The following is a 16,281-nucleotide window of genomic DNA, read 5'->3' as shown; positions in this document are numbered from 1 at the left end:
AAAGGCTCGTCCCGCAGCTGTGCGCGCTGCTGGACGACAAGGTCGCCGACGCCGAGACGGGTATTCGTCCCGGTACCGGCTCACATCGGGGAGTTGCGGGCTCGGGCCGATGCGGGCGACCGGAACGCGGCAGGGCGGTTTCGCGGGCGGGCTTGCCAATAATAAGAAGACCGGTCTATTTTTTAGGCATGGGACGGAAGGGTGAGGAGACCAGGGGCCGGTTGCTGGGCGCGACACAGGACCTGATCGAGAGCGGCGGCTACTTCGGAGCCGGGGTGAACCAGGTGCTCGAGGCCAGCGGGGCGCCGCGTGGCTCGCTCTACTTCCACTTCCCCGGCGGCAAGGACCAGCTCGTCGGAGAGTCGGTGCGGCGGGCGGGACACGAGATAGGCCGGATGGTGCGGGAGTTGGCCGAGACCGTCCCCGACACCGCAGGCCTGGTCGCCGGGGTGCTCGCATTGCTCGGTGACCGGCTCGAGGCCTCCGGGTGGCGGAAGGGCTGCCCGGTCGCCACGGTCGCCCTGGAGATGGCGGCTGTCAGCGACCCCCTGCAGGAGGTCTGCTCGGAGGTCTACGGCTCCTGGGAGGAGACGCTGCGCGACCGGCTGGCCGCGGACGGGCATCCCGAGCCCGCCGACACGGCCGCCACCCTTCTCGCCCTGGTCGAGGGAGCGCTGCTCCTGGCCAAGGCCCATCGCAGCCGGGAGCCGCTCGACCGCGTGGCACGCCGTGTCGCGGTGCTGCTCCAGGGGGCGCGGCGCTAGAAGGCGCGATGACGAAAGGCGCCGTTCGGAGAGGGTGCCTCGGGGGCTGGAAGGGCGCGGCGCCACCTGATGGTGCCACCTGACGGCGCTCCGGCGGGAACCCCGCAGATCCGCTCGTTCGCGGCTCCGCCCATGAGCTTGTCCATAAAATATGTAGACCGATCTATTATGAGGTGATCGTGTGACCCCTGACTCCATCGTCTTCGGCGCGGCGGGATTCATCGGACGCTCCCTGGTCGCCGAACTGCTCCGGCGAAACCGCGTGGTCGCCGCCGCCCTGCGCGGTTCCGGAGACCGGCTGACCTCCTGGCTCGGCGAGCAGCGAGTGGACACCACGCGGCTGACCATCGTCGCCGCCGACGTGACCGTTCCCGGCCTCGGCCTCGAAGGCCGCGATGACCTGGAGGGAGTACGCGACGTCCACAACACCGCGGCCCGTTTCGCTTTCGGGCTGAGCGCCGCCGAGGCGAGGTCGGTCAACGTGACCGGGGCACTCAACATGGCGGACTGGGCCGCGACCCGTCAGGGCCTGCGGCGTCTGGTCCACATCAGCGGCTACCGCGTCAGCGGCGGCCCCGCCGACTACCGGCGTGACGGCGCGTACGAGGCGTCGAAACGGGAGGGCGACGCGGCGGTGCGTGCCCGCGCGCGCGAGATCGGCCTCCCCTTGACGATCGTCAACCCCAGCACGGTGATCGGAACCGGGCAGTTCATCGGCCTGTCCTCAATGGTTCACGATCTGTGGAGAGGGAGGCTGCCCGTGCTACCCGGCGGCCCCGACGTCTTCCTGCCGATCGTCGACGTCGGCTACTTCACCCGCTTCATGGCCGCGGTGCCCGAGTACGACGAGACGGAGGGGAAGGCCTACTGGGTGCTCGACGACGAGACGCCCAACCTGCCCGGACTGGTCAGGCTGGTCGCCGCGCACCTCGGTGTGCGCGCCCCGCGCGGGTCGGTCCCGGTCGGCGTGGTACGGCGGCTGCCCCGCGCCCTCACCGGCACCGACCCTGAGACGCTGTCGTTCCTGTCCGGCGACCGCTACGAGACCGCCCCGGCCCTCGCCTTCGCCGAACGGGCGGGGCTGCGCATGCCCCCTGTCGGACAGGTGCTCGGGAACTGGGTCGACGGGCTGGTCGGTGCCGGGTTCGGGGCGAAGGTCCCGCCGCGCGGGCCGTACGGGTTCCAGGACGTCGCGGGGAGCCGCACCTGGGTGACCGGCGAGCGGGAGAACCCCGGATACGTGCTGCTGCACGGGCTTCCCCTGGACGCGGACTCGTGGGCGGCCGTGAGCGAGTCGCTCGACGCCCCCGTGCTGGCCGCCGACCTGCCGGGTCTTGGGCGTTCCTCGCCCGCCCGCCCCCTCAGCGACTGGACGGCCGCCCTGCTGGAGCCGGTCAGGACGCGTCCCGTGCTGGTCGGCCACTCCTTCGGCTGCGGGCCGGTCCTGCGCCACGCGCTGAGGAATCCGGGGAAGGTCTCCGCCGTCGTTCTGGTCGCCCCCGCGTTCCTGCAACCCCCCGCGGGGTGGTTCCCCCGCTCGGCGGCGGCCGTACCGGTGCTGCGCCGGATGCCCGGGACCCGCCTCGCGGAAAGGCTCGGCGTCCCGGCCGGCGCGATCGGCGACCTGCGCCGCCCCGGCGCCGCCCGCCGGGTGGTCGAGGCGATGCGCGCCGCCTACGCCGCCAGGAGCGAGCTGCGGCAGGTGCTCGGCCAGGTGCGGGTCCCGGTGACGATTGTCACGGGATCGGCCGATCCGCTCGTCGCCGGGAGGCCCGATGTCGTGATACGGGGAGCGGGGCACTATCCCCAGCTCACTCATCCTCAGGAGCTGGCGCGCTCGCTGAGAGAAGCCGCCGGGCGAGCTCGCCCAGAGCCGTCGAGATCCGCTCTGGGCTGAGACCCCGCCCGGACCGCTGGAACGCGTAGACCTCGGGAGCCAGCGGCGCGAGCACGATCTCGACCAGCGCGTCCGGGTCGGCCACCCCCGCGGCGACCAGCAGCGAGCGCACGTGCACCCGCCAGAAACCGTAGGCTCCCGTGGCGAAGCGGGACCGTCCCGTCTCCGCCCCCAGCACCAGGTGCGCGTGGGACTCCAGCAGCTCGACCATCGCCGCGTAGAAGGCGGCCAGCCGCTCGGCGGGCGGAGCCCCGGGGCCCAGGGGCGCCTCGCCCTCGATCAGCTCGCGCTGCAGCGCCCTCTCGTGCTCGTCGAGCATCGCGGTCGCGATCGCGGCCCGGTCCGGATAGCGGCGGTACAGAGTGCCTCGCCCGACTCCCGCGGCCCTGGCGATGTCCTCCATGGTGACGTTCGGCGCCCCCTTGGCGGCGAACAGTTCCCCGGCGGCCTCCAGGATGCGCGCCCGGTTGCGTGCGGCGTCTGCTCTTTCCATGTTCCCAGGGTATATGTGGACGTTGTGTCCACATATGTGAATGGAGTGCCGGAAACGCGGAAAGACCCGCGGGGCGCGGGTCTTTCCGGCGGTGGATCGCGGAGATCAGGCCGCGGGGGTCGGGCCGCCGGCGAGCGGGAAGCGCAGGACGTTCCGTCCGGTGTAGGCCCGCAGATCGACGACCTTGGCATCGCCGGCGCTCCTGCGGCGTGTCGCGGAGCGGATATCCCTGATCTTGAGTCGCGCGACGTATGGTGGCACAACCACAAGTCTCTTCATTGAGCCCCCCGTGACGTATTCGTTATACGAATGTCTACAGATCTTCCCGTAAAACCGCTGTAAAGATCTGATCGTCAGTAGGGAAGCCGACGGCCCGACGGGGTGCGTAGGTCCAGGTCCAGGCCGGAAGCACGGCCGCGACGGCGCCGGTTCCGCGAACGAGCGACCTTGGCGTGTCGCATGGCTCGCCCCCTTTCCTCGTGCTCACTCGGATCGGTGTCAACCGGCGTCCTGCCTGTGAAAGACCTGCGGTAGGCCGGCTCGCACGGGTGCCCGTGCAAGCCAACCTAGTCCGCCTTGACAGGCCCTATCAACCGGTTTGATTACGCGTGGAACCGGCGACCAGACGCGTAGTGACGCCGATCCGGTTCCACGCGTTGATCGTGGCGATCGCCACGACCAGCGCGGCCAGCGTCTCGGGGTCGTAGTGCTTGGCCGCCTCGTCCCAGATGTGGTCGGGCACCGCCTCCGCCCGGTCGCTGAGCCGGGTCGCCTCCTCTGCCAGAGCCAGCGCCGCCCGCTCGGCGTCGGTGTAGTAGGGCGCCTCCCGCCACGCGGCCACGGAGAACAGCCGCTCGTCGCTCTCCCCGGCCTGCTTGGCATCGTGGCTGTGCATGTCCACGCAGAAGCCGCAGCCGTTGATCTGGCTGGCCCGCAGCTTCACCAGCTCCAGCGTGGCGTGCGGCAGCGCGCTGTGGTGCAGGAACCGCTCCAGGCCGAGCAATGCCTTGTACGCCTCCGGGGCGAGCTCTGCCACATTCAGTCGTTGTTTCATCGCACACTCCTCAGTTTCTCGGGATTCATCACGATGTCGATCTCGGTGATCCGACCGCCCGCAACCGACAACCCGAGGACGCCGGTGAGCATTCCGTCCTTGAAGCGCAGCAGCCCGGGCCAGCCGTTGACCGTACTCGGAGCCAGCCGGTCGGCGGCGCCGAGCCGTTCGGCCACGCCGATCAGGAAACGGGCGACCCGGTCGGCGCCGTGAACCGGCCGCCTAGCCGCCTTCACCAGGCCGCCGCCGTCGCTGCGCAGCACCACGTCCGGGTCGAGCAGCGCCAGCAGGGCGTCGATGTCCAGGCCCGCGTTGGCCCTGGCGAATGCCTCGACCACCCTGCGGTGCTCGGTCTCGTCCACCTCGAACCGGGGCGCCCTGGCCGTGACATGTTTGCGCGCGCGGGCCGCGAGTTGGCGGCAGGCGGCGGGAGAACGTCCGACGGCCTGGCCGACCTCGGCGAACGTGAGGCCGAACACGTCGTGCAACACGAACGCGGTGCGCTCGGCCGGGCTGAGCGACTCCAGCACGACCAGCATGGCCAGGCTCATCGACTCGGCCAGCGTGATCCTGTCCGCGGGGTCGGCCTCGGCCACCACCGGTTCGGGCAGCCACGGCCCGACGTACTCCTCCCGGCGCACGCGCGCGGAGCGCAGCACGTCGAGTGCGAGCCTGGACACCGTGACCACCAGCCAGCCGGTGACGTCCTGGATCTCGGCGCGGTCGGCCCTGCTCAGACGCAGCCAGGCATCCTGAACCACGTCCTCAGCCTCGTCGAGGCTGCCGAGCAGCCCGTAGGCCACACCGACGAGCCTCGGCCTGATGGCGGAGAACTCAGCCGCGAGATCTTCATCGCTGTTCACACTATGAGGACGAGACATCTCCTGAGTGTGTGACATCGGCCGAACTATGGTGTCCAGCGGCGCGTCCAACAAGCCGGTGAACGGAGGGCGGGAGATGAGTACCGGACTGGTCGAGGGGGATCCCCAGCGGCTCGGTGGTTACTGGCTTGCCGGGAGGTTGGGCGCAGGTGGCCAGGGCGTGGTCTACGAGGCCTATGACGCGCAGGGCGGGCGGGTCGCGGTCAAGGTGCTGCACGGCGACACGGCCGCCGATCCCGAGCTGCGCGAACGGTTCGGCCGTGAGGCGGCGTCCGCCAGGCGGATCGCCTCGTTCTGCACGGCGGCCGTGGTCGACGCCGACCTGGAGGGGCCAAGGCCGTACATCGTCTCCGAGTACGTCGAGGGCCCGAACCTGCGCAGAGCCGTCGCGGATGGGCGCCGCTTCACCGGGGGTGACCTGCACCGGCTCGCGACCGCCGTCGCCACGGCGCTGACCGCGATCCACGACGCGGGGGTCGTCCACCGCGACCTCAAGCCCGACAACGTGCTGCTCGGTCCCGACGGCCCCCGGGTGATCGACTTCGGCGTCGCCCGCACGGCGGACATGTCGCTGACCGCGACCGGGATGGTGGCGGGAACCCCCACCTACATGGCCCCCGAGATCTTCATGGGAGAGCGCGCGACCACGGCCGTCGACGTGTTCGCCTGGGGCGGGATCGTGGTCTTCGCCACGACGGGGACCGACCCGTTCAGAGCCGAGACTCTGGGCGGCGTCATGCACCGGGTGCTCTCCGTCCAGCCCCAGCTCGACATGCTGCCGGAGCCGCTCCGCCCGCTGGTTGCGGCCTCGCTCGCCAAGGACCCCCAGGCCAGGCCGTCCGCGAGAGAACTGCTGCTCGCCCTGATCAGCGGGGACGGGCGGCTGGAGACCCGGCGGCTGCTCGCGGCGGGCAGCGAGGCCGGGGCCCGGGTGAGCGCGGGCTCGGACGACCCCGCGCTCGGCACCCTCGCCGAGGAGGCCTACACCGCTCTCGGACAGGCCGAGCGGGAGCTCGTCCCCGAGGTGTTCCTCAGGCTCGTCACCGTGACCGACGACGGCGAGCCGGCCGTACGGCGAGCGCAGCTGGCCGAGCTCCTCGAAGGACGGCACGACGACGAGGCGGGCGCCGTCCGCCGGGTGCTGGAGACCTTCGCCTACCTGGTCGGCCACGACGACCGGGAGCTGTGGCTGTCGCGGCCCGCACTGGCGCAGGCCTGGCCCCGCCTACGCCAGTGGGTCCAGGCCAACCGCGACGGCCTCGCCGTCCACCGGCAGATCCTCACCGCCGCGTGGCGCTGGCAGAGCCAGGGCCGCAGGGACGGCGACCTTTTCCAGGGCAGCAGCCTGGAGAGTGCCATGAACTGGGCGGCGACGGGACGCCGCAACATCACCCTGAGCCCGGTCGAGCGCGACTTCCTGGAGGCGGGCGCCGCCCTGGCCAGGCGCAGGGCCCGCAGGATCAGGCTGCTGTCGGTGACGCTGGCCGCGCTGCTGGTGATCGCGCTGGCCGCGGGGGCGCTGGCCGTACAGCAGAGCAGGGTCGCCGACGCCCGCAGCGCCACCATCGCGCTCCAGCGCGACCAGGCGGAGGGCGTCAGGCTCGCCGCGACCGCGGAGTCGCTGCGGCTCACGGAGCCGGTCACGGCCATGCTGCTCAGCGTGACCGCCTGGCGCCTGGCGGCGCCGGCGATCGAGGCCAGGGCGAGCCTGACCGGCTCGCTGGCCCAGTACGAGACGGCCGCCTTCCACGACCCGGCCACCGAGGTGCGGACGTTCCGGGAGCTGAGCCGCGACGGGCGCACGCTCGTCAGCGTGAGCGGAGGCGAGGCGCGGATCTGGGACATGCGCACCGGTAGGCGCCTTGGCAGGTTCGGCGGGCTTGGCGACGACCTGACGGGAGTCGCGCTGAGCCCGAGCGGCAGACGGCTCGCCGTGGTCGGCGGCGGGAAGCTGAGGGTCTGGGACGTGGCCAAGGGCAGGCCGACCGGCTCGACGCTCACCGTACCGGCACCCGGCCTCGCCGGTTCGTACGACGCCTCCTTCGGCCAGGCCGAGAACCTGGTCATGCTCAGGCGGGGGGAGGGGACCATCCTCTGGAACCTGGAGACCGGTGCCGAACTGCCCTCGTTGAACGGGATCATAGACTTCGACACCTCGCCGGACGGCCGCGCCCTGGCCGCCGCCGACCTCAACGGGGACGTGACGGCCCTGACCCTCGTGGACAGCAAGAAGAAGCGCCTCGGGGAGCGGTGCTCGACCTGCGGGCGGCGCGTGGTCTACAGCCCGGACGGCAGGACCGTCGCGGTCCGCAACGGTCCGGACGTGCAGCTGCACGACGCGTTCACCGGGGCCCCGCTGGAGCCCTCGCTCACCCAGGGCGACTTCGAGGACGGCGAGGACGACAGGCTGCGCTTCAGCCCCGACGGCCGGTTCCTGGCCGCCGCAAGCTCCAGGAACATCTGGCTGTGGCGGGTCGCCGACGGTGCCCTGCTGTTCACCCACACCGTCGACGCGCTCCGGCCGGTCGTGGCCTTCGACCCGGACGGGCGCACCATGCGCTACCTGAGCGAGGGGTCGGTCGTCACCCTCGACATCGGCGCCGTCACCATGCCCGCCGCGCTCAAGGGGGTGCAGGCGGCCCGGGCGGCGCTGAGCCCCGATGGCCGTCTCCTGGCCACGAAGGGCGAGGGGGCGGCCGAGGTCATGCTGTGGGACGTACGACGGCGCGAGGCCGTGGCGGCCCTTGACGTCGGTTCGGGAAACCCCGGCGGCTACCTCACCATGGCCTTCAGCGGCGGCGGCCGGCGGCTGGCGGTCACCACCGGCGACACGGCGGGCGGGGTGGCCATATTCGACACCCAGACCCTCAAGCGGATCGCCACCGTTACCGCCCCGCGGCAGGGCAATGTGACCACCGTCGCGCTGAGCGCCGACGGCACCGTCCTCGCCTGTTACGTCGCCTATCCCGACATGCCGGGAAAGGTCAGCGGGGAGATCCACACGTGGGACGTGCCGAGCGGCCGCCACCGCTGGTCCAGGAAGCAGGTCTATCCCGACGGGCTGCGCTTCACCCCGGACGGCAGGGCCCTGGCGGTCGTCGGGGACGAACAGCGCCTGCTCGACGTGGCGACGGGCGAGCCCTTCGGCCCCTCGTACGGCTCGCCGACCGTCGGCGTCTCGGTGACCGGCCTCGCCTTCAGCCGGGACGGCTCCCGCTTCGCCATCGCCGACCAGGCAGGCCGGCTGTCGATCTGGGAGACCGGCGGCAGGAAACGGGTGAGCGAGACAAGCCTGCACGTCACGGCCTTCGATCCCATGCCGGCCTACTCGCCGAGCGGCGACGTGGTCGCAGCCAGGACCGACGAACGGTCGGTGGCGCTGTGGGACGTCGCCACCGGCCGCCGCCTCGGCGCCCCCATCACAGCCGGTGCCGGGGAGCTGCGGTCGCTGGCCTTCACCGCCGACGGGTCACAGCTGGTCGTGGTCGACTCCGCCGGTGCCCTGACCGAGCACCCGGTGGATCCGCAGCGGGTGGCGAACGCGGTCTGCGAGCGGGCGGGCCGCACCCTGTCGGCGGAGGAGTGGCGGGCCTACCTCAACGACATTCCCTACCGAAACGTATGTCCTAACTAGCTCAAACTTTCCAGCCGAAAGTCGCATCCAACAGCGTATGAGAGTCGCGGCGAGGTTGATCGAGGGGGATCCGCAGCGTCTGGGGGACTACCGGCTGGCGGGCAGGCTGGGCGCGGGCCGCCGGGGCGTGGTCTACGAGGCCTACGACTCCGGCGGGCGACGGGTGGTGGTGAAGGTGCCGCACGGCGAGCCCGAACTGTGGCGGCCGCTCACGAGGGAGGTGGCCGCCGCCCGCGCCGTCGCACCGTTCTGCACGGCGGAGGTGATCGACGCGGACTGCGCGGGGCCGAGGCCGTACATCGTCAGTGAGTATGTCGCGGGGCCCAGCCTGCGCAGGGCGGGGCGGATCCTCACCGGAGCCGACCTGCGCAACCTGGCCGCCGCCATGGCCACCGCGCTGACCGCCCTCCACGACGCCGGAGTGGTCCACCGCGACCTCACACCGGACACCGTGCTGCTCGGCCCCGACGGACCCCGGGTCATCGGCTTCGGGCTGGCGTCCGAGACGGAGACGACGCTGACCTGGCCCAGGCTGGCGGTGAACGCCCCGGCCTACACCGCGCCCGAGGTGTTCACCGGGCAGAGGGCCGGCGCCGCGGCGGACGTGTTCGCCTGGGGCGCCACCGTGCTCTACGCCGCCACCGGCGAGGACGCGTTCGCGGCGGGAAGCCTGGGGGCGGTCATGCACAACGTGCTCTCGGTCGACCCCGACCTGAGGCAGGTGCCGGACCCGCTGCGTTCCCTGGTCGCCGCCGCGCTGGCCAAGGATCCCCTGTCCCGGCCCGCGGCCCGCGACCTGCTGCACGCCTTGGTCGCGGCGGACGCGACCGCCCGCCTCGGGGCTCCCTGCCTCGCGCCCGACTGCCTCACGCCCGTCCCTCCCGCGCTCGCCTGCCTGCCCGCCGCCTGTCTCGCGCCCGGTGACGGCGGGGACGGCGATGACGGCGGCCTCCCTCCGTTCGCGGAGGCCCTGCTCGCCGCGGACGCCCCGCTCACCACGGAGGCGGTGCTCGGCAGAAGAGCCTGCCTCATCGACGCCTTGCTCGCCGCGCGTGCCCCGCTCACCCTGGACTTCCTACTGGCGGCCGGTGGCGGCATGGCGGCCAGGCTGCGCGGCCCCTGTGACGATCCCGGGCTGGGCGCCCTGGCGGAGGAGGCCTATGCCGCCCTGGATCCGGCCGATCGTGAGTTCGCTTCCATGATGTTCCTCAGGATGGCGGCCGTCTCGGCCGGTGGCCGTACCGGGGCGCGAAGGGCAGGGGCGGCGGAGGACAGGATCGCCGAGGTGTTCGGTCCCCTGGTCGTCCGCGGGGGAGACCTGGCCGGGCTGGCCGATCCGGCTTTGCCGTACGCCTGGCCCAGGCTCGCGGGGTGGATCGAAGCAGACCGTCACGTGAGGAGCCGCATGGCCCGTGACCGCCTGTTCTGGCTCGCCCTGACGGTCGTTCTGGTGTTCGCGCTGGTCGTGGCCGTCGGGATCGGTGGCGAAAGGCCTGTCTGAGCGCTGTCTTCCCCGGGTAGGCCTAACCGGGTAACGCCGTGAGTTTCGGGGGGAAGACATGGCGCGGTGCGAGGTCTGCGGCAACGACTACGACATGAGTTTCGAGGTGCACGCCCAGGGGGCCGTGCACGTCTTCGACTGCTTCGAGTGCGCGATCCATCGGATGGCGCCGGTATGCGAGCACTGCGGGGTGAAGGTCGTCGGACACGGTGTCCAGGCCGACCGGCGCTGGTTCTGCTGCGCGCACTGCGCTCGCGAGGAGGGCGCGCGGGCGATCGTGGACCGGGTGGGCATCCCGATGCAGCAGGGAGCGTAGAAAGTGTTCTCCGTATAGTCCGTTTATGGGCCTGGTTGAGGACGTCCTAGGCGTTCAGACTGGGATTTATGTGGGACTTCGATGTTCTCGTCCTGGGGTCCGGGCCGGGTGGGCAGAAGGCCGCGATCGCCGCGGCGAAGCTGGAGCGGCGCGTCGCCGTCGTCGAGCGCCGCAACATGATCGGCGGTGTCTGCATCAACACCGGCACCATTCCCTCCAAGACGCTGCGTGAGGCCGTCCTCTACCTGACCGGCCTCAATCAGCGCGGCATGTACGGCCAGAGCTACCGGGTCAAGGACGAGATCACAGCGGCCGACCTGGGGATCCGCACCCAGCACGTGGTGGGGCGCGAGGTCGACGTGATCCGCAGCCAGCTGTCGCGCAACCACGTCGCGTTGCTGAACGGGCTGGGACATTTCGTCGACCCGCACACCGTGGCGGTGGTCGACGACAAGGGCCACGAGCTCAAGGTCACCGCGGAGAAGATCATCATCGCCACCGGGACCAGGCCCGCGCGTCCGGAAACGGTGGAGTTCGACGAGCACACGATCATCGACTCGGACGGCATCCTGCACCTGCGGGACGTGCCGGACTCGATGGTCGTGGTCGGGGCCGGGGTGATCGGCATCGAGTACGCCTCGATGTTCGCCGCGCTGGGCACCAAGGTGACGGTGGTCGAGCGGCGCGAGCGGATGCTGGACTTCTGCGACCTGGAGATCGTGGAGGCGTTGAAGTACCACCTGCGGGACCTGGCGGTGACCTTCCGGTTCGGTGAGACGGTCGCGGCGGTGGAGAAGCGCTCGCGCGGCGCGCTGACCGTGCTGGAGAGCGGGAAGAAGATTCCCGCGGAGACGGTGATGTACTCGGCGGGCCGGGAGGGCATGACCGGCGGCCTCGCTCTGGAGAACGCGGGCCTGACCGCCGACGGCCGGGGCCGGATCACGGTCGACGAGTACTACCGCACCGAGACGGAGCACATCTACGCGGTGGGGGACGTCATCGGGTTCCCCTCGCTGGCGGCCACCTCGATGGAGCAGGGCCGCATCGCCGCCCACCACGCCTGCGGCGAGCCGCTGCCCGGCATGCACCAGCTGCAGCCGATCGGCATCTACACCATTCCCGAGATCAGCTTCATCGGTAAGACCGAGGACGAGCTGACCCACTCCCACATCCCGTTCGAGGTGGGCATCTCCCGCTACCGGGAGCTGGCGCGCGGGCAGATCATCGGCGACACGTACGGCATGCTGAAGCTGCTGGTCTCCCCGGAGACCCGGGCGCTGCTGGGCGTGCACGTCTTCGGTACCGGCGCGACCGAGCTGCTGCACATCGGTCAGGCGGTGATGGGCTGCGGCGGCACGGTCGACTATCTGGTGGACGCGGTCTTCAACTATCCGACCCTGGCGGAGTCCTACAAGGTCGCCGCACTGGACGCGGTCAACAAACTCCGCCGTGTCGCCCGCTTCGAGGTCTGACCGGCCCGGCCCCCGCAGAAGCGCCGGATCCCTCGCCGGTGACCGGGGAGAACAGCTGCTTCGATCATCGTCTCCGTCCGGCGCCGCCGGGGTCCGGGGTCATTCGGGCCAGGCGGAGTTCTGGATGACGTCGACGAAGTCGATGTGCCTGAAGCCGGGGACGAAGTGTTCCAGGACGTCGGCGTTGACGGTGCCGAACGTGGTTTCCGGCCGGTTCTTGAAGCCCTCGGTGAAGGCTTCGAGGATCCGGCGCTTGAAGTCGGGGCGGGGGTGGGCGGCGGTCACCTCGGCGATGTCGTCCGCCGCCAGCTCGCCGTAGCCGATGCCGAGCACGTCGGTCTCGACTCCGGCGGTCACGAGCGCGACCTCGGGTTCGAGGCGGTAGGGCACCTCGGGCGTCGTGTGCAGCGCGATGGCCTCCCACACCTTGCGAACGTCGGCCTCCGGCACGCCGTGGGAGGCGAGGAAGCGGCGTGCCTCGTCGGCTCCGTCGATCTCGAAACGCTGGTCGGTACGGCGGTACGCCTCGGTGAGTCCCAGATCGTGGAACATCGCGCCGACGTAGAGGAGTTCCGCGTCCGCCTGCAGTCCGAGCCGCCTGCCCTGCAGGGCCCCGAAGAGGTACACGCGGCGGGAGTGGTCGTACAGCAGGGGGGACGCGGCGTCCCTGACGAGTTCGGTCGCCTCCTTGGCGAGCGCCGAATCGGGGACGGTGACGCCTGCGATCGTCTCGGTCATGAGAGTGGTCTCCTTTTTCCTGGCCCCGGCGGGGTCGTTCCGGTGATCTCGACTCTTTCAAGCGGATCATGGGGACGCCCTGTCCCTCTGGGACATATCGTCCACAGAAAAGGACAGGAAACAGTCAGGCGGGTGGGGTGTGGGACATCTGATGGGGAAAGGGAGAAAGGCCGTCCATCGCGTGGGCATCCTGGTGTTCGACGGCGTCAAGCTCCTCGACGTCGCGGGGCCGAGCGAGGTGTTCAGCGAGGCGAACCGCATGGGCGCGGCCTACGAGCTGGTGCTGTGCTCGCCGGGCGGGAGGCAGGTGACCTCCTCGACCGGCATGCGCATCCCGGCCGACGCCGACGCGGACGCCGACGACGTCCGGTTCGACACGGTGCTCGTGGTCGGCGGGGACCTCCTCCCCGCGCATCCGGTCGGCGCCGACCTCCTGTCCGCCGTGCACCGCCTCTCGAAGTACGCCTCCCGTGTGTCGTCCGTCTGCACGGGGGCCTTCATCCTGGCGGCGGCGGGACTGCTCGACGGCCGCCGCGCGACCACCCACTGGAAACACACCCGGACCCTGCAGAGGTCCTATCCGGAGGTGGCGGTCGAACCGGATGCGATCTTCGTCAGGGACGGTTGTCTCTACACTTCGGCGGGCGTCACCGCGGGCATCGACCTCGCCCTCGCCATGCTGGAGGACGACCACGGGGACGAGCTGGCCAGGAGCGTCGCCCAGTCCCTCGTCGTGTTCCTGCAGCGGCCGGGAGGGCAGTCGCAGTTCTCACCGTCGCTGCGAGGACCGCGTCCGCGGACCTCGCTTCTGCGGGCGGTCCTCGACGCCGTTGCGGCCGATCCGGCGGGGGATCACTCGGTCTCCCGGCTCGCGGCGCGGGCGGGGCTCAGCGCGCGTCACCTCACGCGCCTGTTCCGGAGCGAGGTCGGCACGACGCCCGCGAAGTACGTGGAGCTCATTCGTTTCGACGCGGCGAAGTCGATGCTCGACGCAGGCCATTCCGTGACGTCCGCCGCCGAGCGGGCCGGTTACGGAAGCTCCGAGTCACTGCGGCGCGCCTTCATCCATCATGTGGGAGTTCCGCCGCGTGCCTACCAGCAGCGGTTTCGGTCGGTACGGAGGTAACCACGTGTTTTCTCCCGGAGCACGAGGACGCGTGGTCCCGCGTTCCGGTCTGACGGTCCTGGCCCGTCCTGGGCCTGCGCGATGACGTCGGGGGGGCCGGCGGCGCTAGTGTGCCGAGGGTGTATGTGAAGATCTGTGGGCTGCGCGAGCCCGAGCACGTCATGGCCGCCGTCGAGGCGGGAGCCGACGCGATCGGCTTCGTCCTCACCAGGAGTTCCCGCCGGGTCACCCCCGCGCGGGCGCGTGAGCTGGCCTCTGAGGTGCCCTCCCATGTGCTGACCGTCGCGGTGTTCGCCGGGGAGACCTCCGGGCAGGTGCGGGAGGCCGCGCTCGAGTCTGGGGTTCGTGCCGTCCAGTTGCACGGGGACCACCCGCACGAGGACTTCACCGCGCTCAAGGACCTCGGCGTCACGCTGATCCGCGCCGGGGCCGCAGGCGCCGACCTGCGGTGCGGGGCCTTCGACGAGGACCTGCTCATCGTCGACGCGCCCAGGCCGGGTTCGGGGGAGCCGTGGGACTGGTCGGCGGTGCGGGGGCGTCCAGAGGGGCGCTGGATGCTCGCGGGAGGGCTCGATCCGTCGAACGTGACCGAGGCGATCGCCGCGGCGCGGCCGTGGGGGGTCGACGTGTCGAGCGGTGTCGAGACCGCGCCGGGCGTGAAGGACGCCGGGCTCATCAGGAACTTCCTCGCCGCCGCGCGCTCTGCCCGGCACGGGTGACCCACTCTTCCGGCCTTTTCCCGGGAGGCACGCGGTGAGGGACGAGGGCTGCGAGTCCCGCGCCCGCGAGGGCCCCCAGGACGTTGAAGACCAGGTCCGTCGAGTTGCAGTTCCGCTGGTCCGCGAAAAGCTGGGCGATTTCCATGGATACGGAGGTCACCGCCAATCCGGCTACCACTCCCGGCAGGTGCCGTGTCACGCGGATTCCCAGGAAAGCGGGCGGAACATAGAGCAGTACATTGAGGAAGTTCTGCGGATCCGCGATGGAGGCGACCTCCGGCAGGCCCCCGATCGTGCAGGATCCTCGCCCGTGTGAGGAAAATCGCGTCGGCAGCGTGAACGCCGGTATCACGGCGACGCAGAACAGCCAGAGGAACGTCATCAGCCGATTCGCGTGAAACAGGGGAGCCACTTTCCCGCTCAGCGGTATCGACAACCAGAAAAGGACCGTCAGCAGACAGACGACCGGCAACCAGAGGTCACGATTGGACAGGAAGACCTCTACCGGAACGGGCATGTGCCTTCTCCACGGAGAATCGGGAACGGTTTCGGCGCGGTGTCCGTGAGGTGGGAACGCCCGCCTCACGGATGCTCCCGCATCCCGGCTTGACCGGTGGGGAGGTCGCCGTCAGCACTCGCCCCAGACCTTGGTGACGTACTGGTATCGGGTGGCGGTGTTCAGCATCACCCCGTGGTAGCACCCCTGAGGGAGGGAGAGGGAGAAGGTCTTGAAAGCGGTGTTCCCCGGTGTCGCCGTCAGGGCCGAGGCGTAGACGGGCCTTTTGATCCCGACCCCTGAACTGTCCGTCTGCTGATAGCCGAGCCGGATGTTCGTGCTGCCTCCCTTCGCCTTGTCGTAGGCGACGTTGATCCGGCGGACGGATCTCAGGCCGACGCAGAACCCGGCGCTGAGCGTTCCGTTGTCGAGGTAGCCGAACGCGGAGCCGGAGAAGGTGAGGGTTCCGCAGTCGCCGACGGACGCCGTGCTCATGGCGGGTGTGGGGAGCGCGGTGGGTGCGGCGGCCCCCAGACCGGCGCAGGAGGCGAGGATTGCGATCAGCGCGGCGACGGGGCGCCGAACGGCGGGAGAGAGGTGGCGATCCAGCAAGACGAGTCCTCCCGTGGGTGAATTCGCGATGATGGGCGAGCGTCAGGATGACGGATTTGCGTGATAAGCAAAATATGCAAGTAAAGCGTTGATTGCCAGTTACCTCCGATTTTCTCTTGTGCTTCGCGGTCAGACGGGAACCTATCCGCAAACGGGCACGTGATCAACGATGCCTTGCCGGGACGCGCGGCCGGAAACCCTTTCGGGGGGAATGCTGGATTCGTGGCTAATGTGCTTTATGTAGGATTTGTGATATTGATATGAAGGGCGGCTGAGAGGGTTCTTCGCGGTCCTACATAAACCAGCGTGTGTCCTACAAGAAACGCAACTCAATGTGCGGACACATCGTCGCAGTCGTACGACTGCCGAAAGCGGCCGTCTCACGGCACCCTTGGGGGGAAACGACCGCGTACCCCTCCCGCGCCGAAAGGAGACACAGCAATGATCGCTTCCGATCCGCCCGCCCGACCGCCTGCCGTCCACACCGCTGAACGGCTCGGGGACACGGCCGGGGGGCCATGGGACCACCTCGGACGTTCACCACAGCCCCGGCGGCCCCGGCGTCGTCCCGGTGCGGT

Annotated in this window: 15 protein-coding genes; 8 read left to right on the top strand and 7 right to left on the bottom strand. The window is 70.5% G+C overall.

Annotated features, from left to right (window positions below):
- The first annotated feature begins 188 nt into the window (after nt 1-188).
- Nucleotides 189-764 (top strand): TetR/AcrR family transcriptional regulator, encoded by a 576-nt coding sequence (locus tag AB0395_RS11535; RefSeq protein WP_366279430.1) that lies wholly within the window; start codon nt 189-191, stop codon nt 762-764.
- 181 nt (nt 765-945) lie between these two features.
- The gene (locus AB0395_RS11530) at nt 946-2,661 is read left to right on the top strand and encodes an alpha/beta fold hydrolase (RefSeq protein ID WP_366279427.1); all 1,716 of its coding nucleotides are present in this window, start codon (nt 946-948) and stop codon (nt 2,659-2,661) included.
- Here AB0395_RS11530 and AB0395_RS11525 read toward each other — a convergent pair.
- The 4 genes from AB0395_RS11525 to sigJ all read right to left on the bottom strand — a co-directional run bounded on the left by AB0395_RS11525 (nt 2,576) and on the right by sigJ (nt 5,071).
- Nucleotides 2,576-3,154, bottom strand: a complete 579-nt coding sequence (locus AB0395_RS11525; protein ID WP_366279424.1) for a helix-turn-helix domain-containing protein — start codon at nt 3,152-3,154, stop codon at nt 2,576-2,578. The two genes, AB0395_RS11530 and AB0395_RS11525, sit on opposite strands and share 86 nt — an antisense overlap.
- Before the next feature lie 105 nt (nt 3,155-3,259).
- Nucleotides 3,260-3,415, bottom strand: coding sequence for a hypothetical protein (locus AB0395_RS11520; protein ID WP_366279422.1), 156 nt, complete (start codon nt 3,413-3,415; stop codon nt 3,260-3,262).
- Nucleotides 3,416-3,743: 328 nt separating this feature from the next.
- The gene (locus AB0395_RS11515) at nt 3,744-4,208 is read right to left on the bottom strand and encodes a carboxymuconolactone decarboxylase family protein (protein WP_366279420.1); all 465 of its coding nucleotides are present in this window, start codon (nt 4,206-4,208) and stop codon (nt 3,744-3,746) included.
- On the bottom strand, nt 4,205-5,071 hold the full coding sequence (sigJ, locus tag AB0395_RS11510) for an RNA polymerase sigma factor SigJ (RefSeq protein WP_366279418.1): 867 nt from the start codon (nt 5,069-5,071) through the stop codon (nt 4,205-4,207). Before sigJ ends, AB0395_RS11515 begins: the two co-directional genes overlap by 4 nt.
- 94 nt (nt 5,072-5,165) lie before the next feature.
- Here sigJ and AB0395_RS11505 point away from each other — a divergent pair, with 94 nt between their 5' ends.
- The 4 genes from AB0395_RS11505 (at nt 5,166) to sthA (ending at nt 12,012) form a co-directional block, all read left to right on the top strand.
- Nucleotides 5,166-8,723 carry a serine/threonine-protein kinase gene (locus AB0395_RS11505; protein ID WP_366279415.1) on the top strand — a complete coding sequence of 1,186 codons (3,558 nt, stop codon included), beginning with the start codon at nt 5,166-5,168 and terminating at the stop codon, nt 8,721-8,723.
- 37 nt (nt 8,724-8,760) lie between these two features.
- Nucleotides 8,761-10,224 (top strand): protein kinase, encoded by a 1,464-nt coding sequence (locus AB0395_RS11500; protein WP_366279413.1) that lies wholly within the window; start codon nt 8,761-8,763, stop codon nt 10,222-10,224.
- A gap of 58 nt (nt 10,225-10,282) precedes the next feature.
- Entirely contained in the window at nt 10,283-10,540 is a 258-nt protein-coding gene (locus AB0395_RS11495) for a hypothetical protein (RefSeq protein ID WP_366279411.1), read from the top strand.
- A gap of 68 nt (nt 10,541-10,608) precedes the next feature.
- Complete coding sequence (gene sthA / locus AB0395_RS11490) at nt 10,609-12,012, top strand: Si-specific NAD(P)(+) transhydrogenase (protein WP_366279409.1); 1,404 nt, start codon at nt 10,609-10,611, stop codon at nt 12,010-12,012.
- 99 nt (nt 12,013-12,111) lie between these two features.
- On the opposite strand, the gene AB0395_RS11485 is transcribed toward sthA, so the two are convergent.
- Nucleotides 12,112-12,750: an HD domain-containing protein gene (locus AB0395_RS11485; RefSeq protein WP_366279407.1), complete on the bottom strand. Its 639-nt coding sequence runs from the start codon at nt 12,748-12,750 to the stop codon at nt 12,112-12,114.
- Between the two features lie 151 nt (nt 12,751-12,901).
- Between AB0395_RS11485 and AB0395_RS11480 the strand changes: the two genes are divergently transcribed.
- Together AB0395_RS11480 and AB0395_RS11475 are read left to right on the top strand one after the other, a co-directional pair.
- On the top strand, nt 12,902-13,876 hold the full coding sequence (locus AB0395_RS11480; protein ID WP_366279405.1) for a GlxA family transcriptional regulator: 975 nt from the start codon (nt 12,902-12,904) through the stop codon (nt 13,874-13,876).
- Nucleotides 13,877-13,995: 119 nt separating this feature from the next.
- Nucleotides 13,996-14,595 (top strand): phosphoribosylanthranilate isomerase, encoded by a 600-nt coding sequence (locus AB0395_RS11475; RefSeq protein ID WP_366279402.1) that lies wholly within the window; start codon nt 13,996-13,998, stop codon nt 14,593-14,595.
- On the opposite strand, the gene AB0395_RS11470 is transcribed toward AB0395_RS11475, so the two are convergent.
- Nucleotides 14,552-15,181 carry a VanZ family protein gene (locus AB0395_RS11470; protein ID WP_366279400.1) on the bottom strand — a complete coding sequence of 210 codons (630 nt, stop codon included), beginning with the start codon at nt 15,179-15,181 and terminating at the stop codon, nt 14,552-14,554. The genes AB0395_RS11475 and AB0395_RS11470 overlap by 44 nt on opposite strands.
- Nucleotides 15,182-15,223: 42 nt before the next feature.
- Entirely contained in the window at nt 15,224-15,703 is a 480-nt protein-coding gene (locus tag AB0395_RS11465; protein WP_366279398.1) for a hypothetical protein, read from the bottom strand.
- Nucleotides 15,704-16,281 lie beyond the last annotated feature (578 nt).

This window comes from Streptosporangium sp. NPDC051023 (assembly GCF_040689595.1).
Classification (GTDB): domain Bacteria; phylum Actinomycetota; class Actinomycetes; order Streptosporangiales; family Streptosporangiaceae; genus Streptosporangium.
The sequence above is the reverse complement of the archived record's forward strand: the minus strand, read 5'-3'. Positions and strand labels throughout refer to the sequence as shown.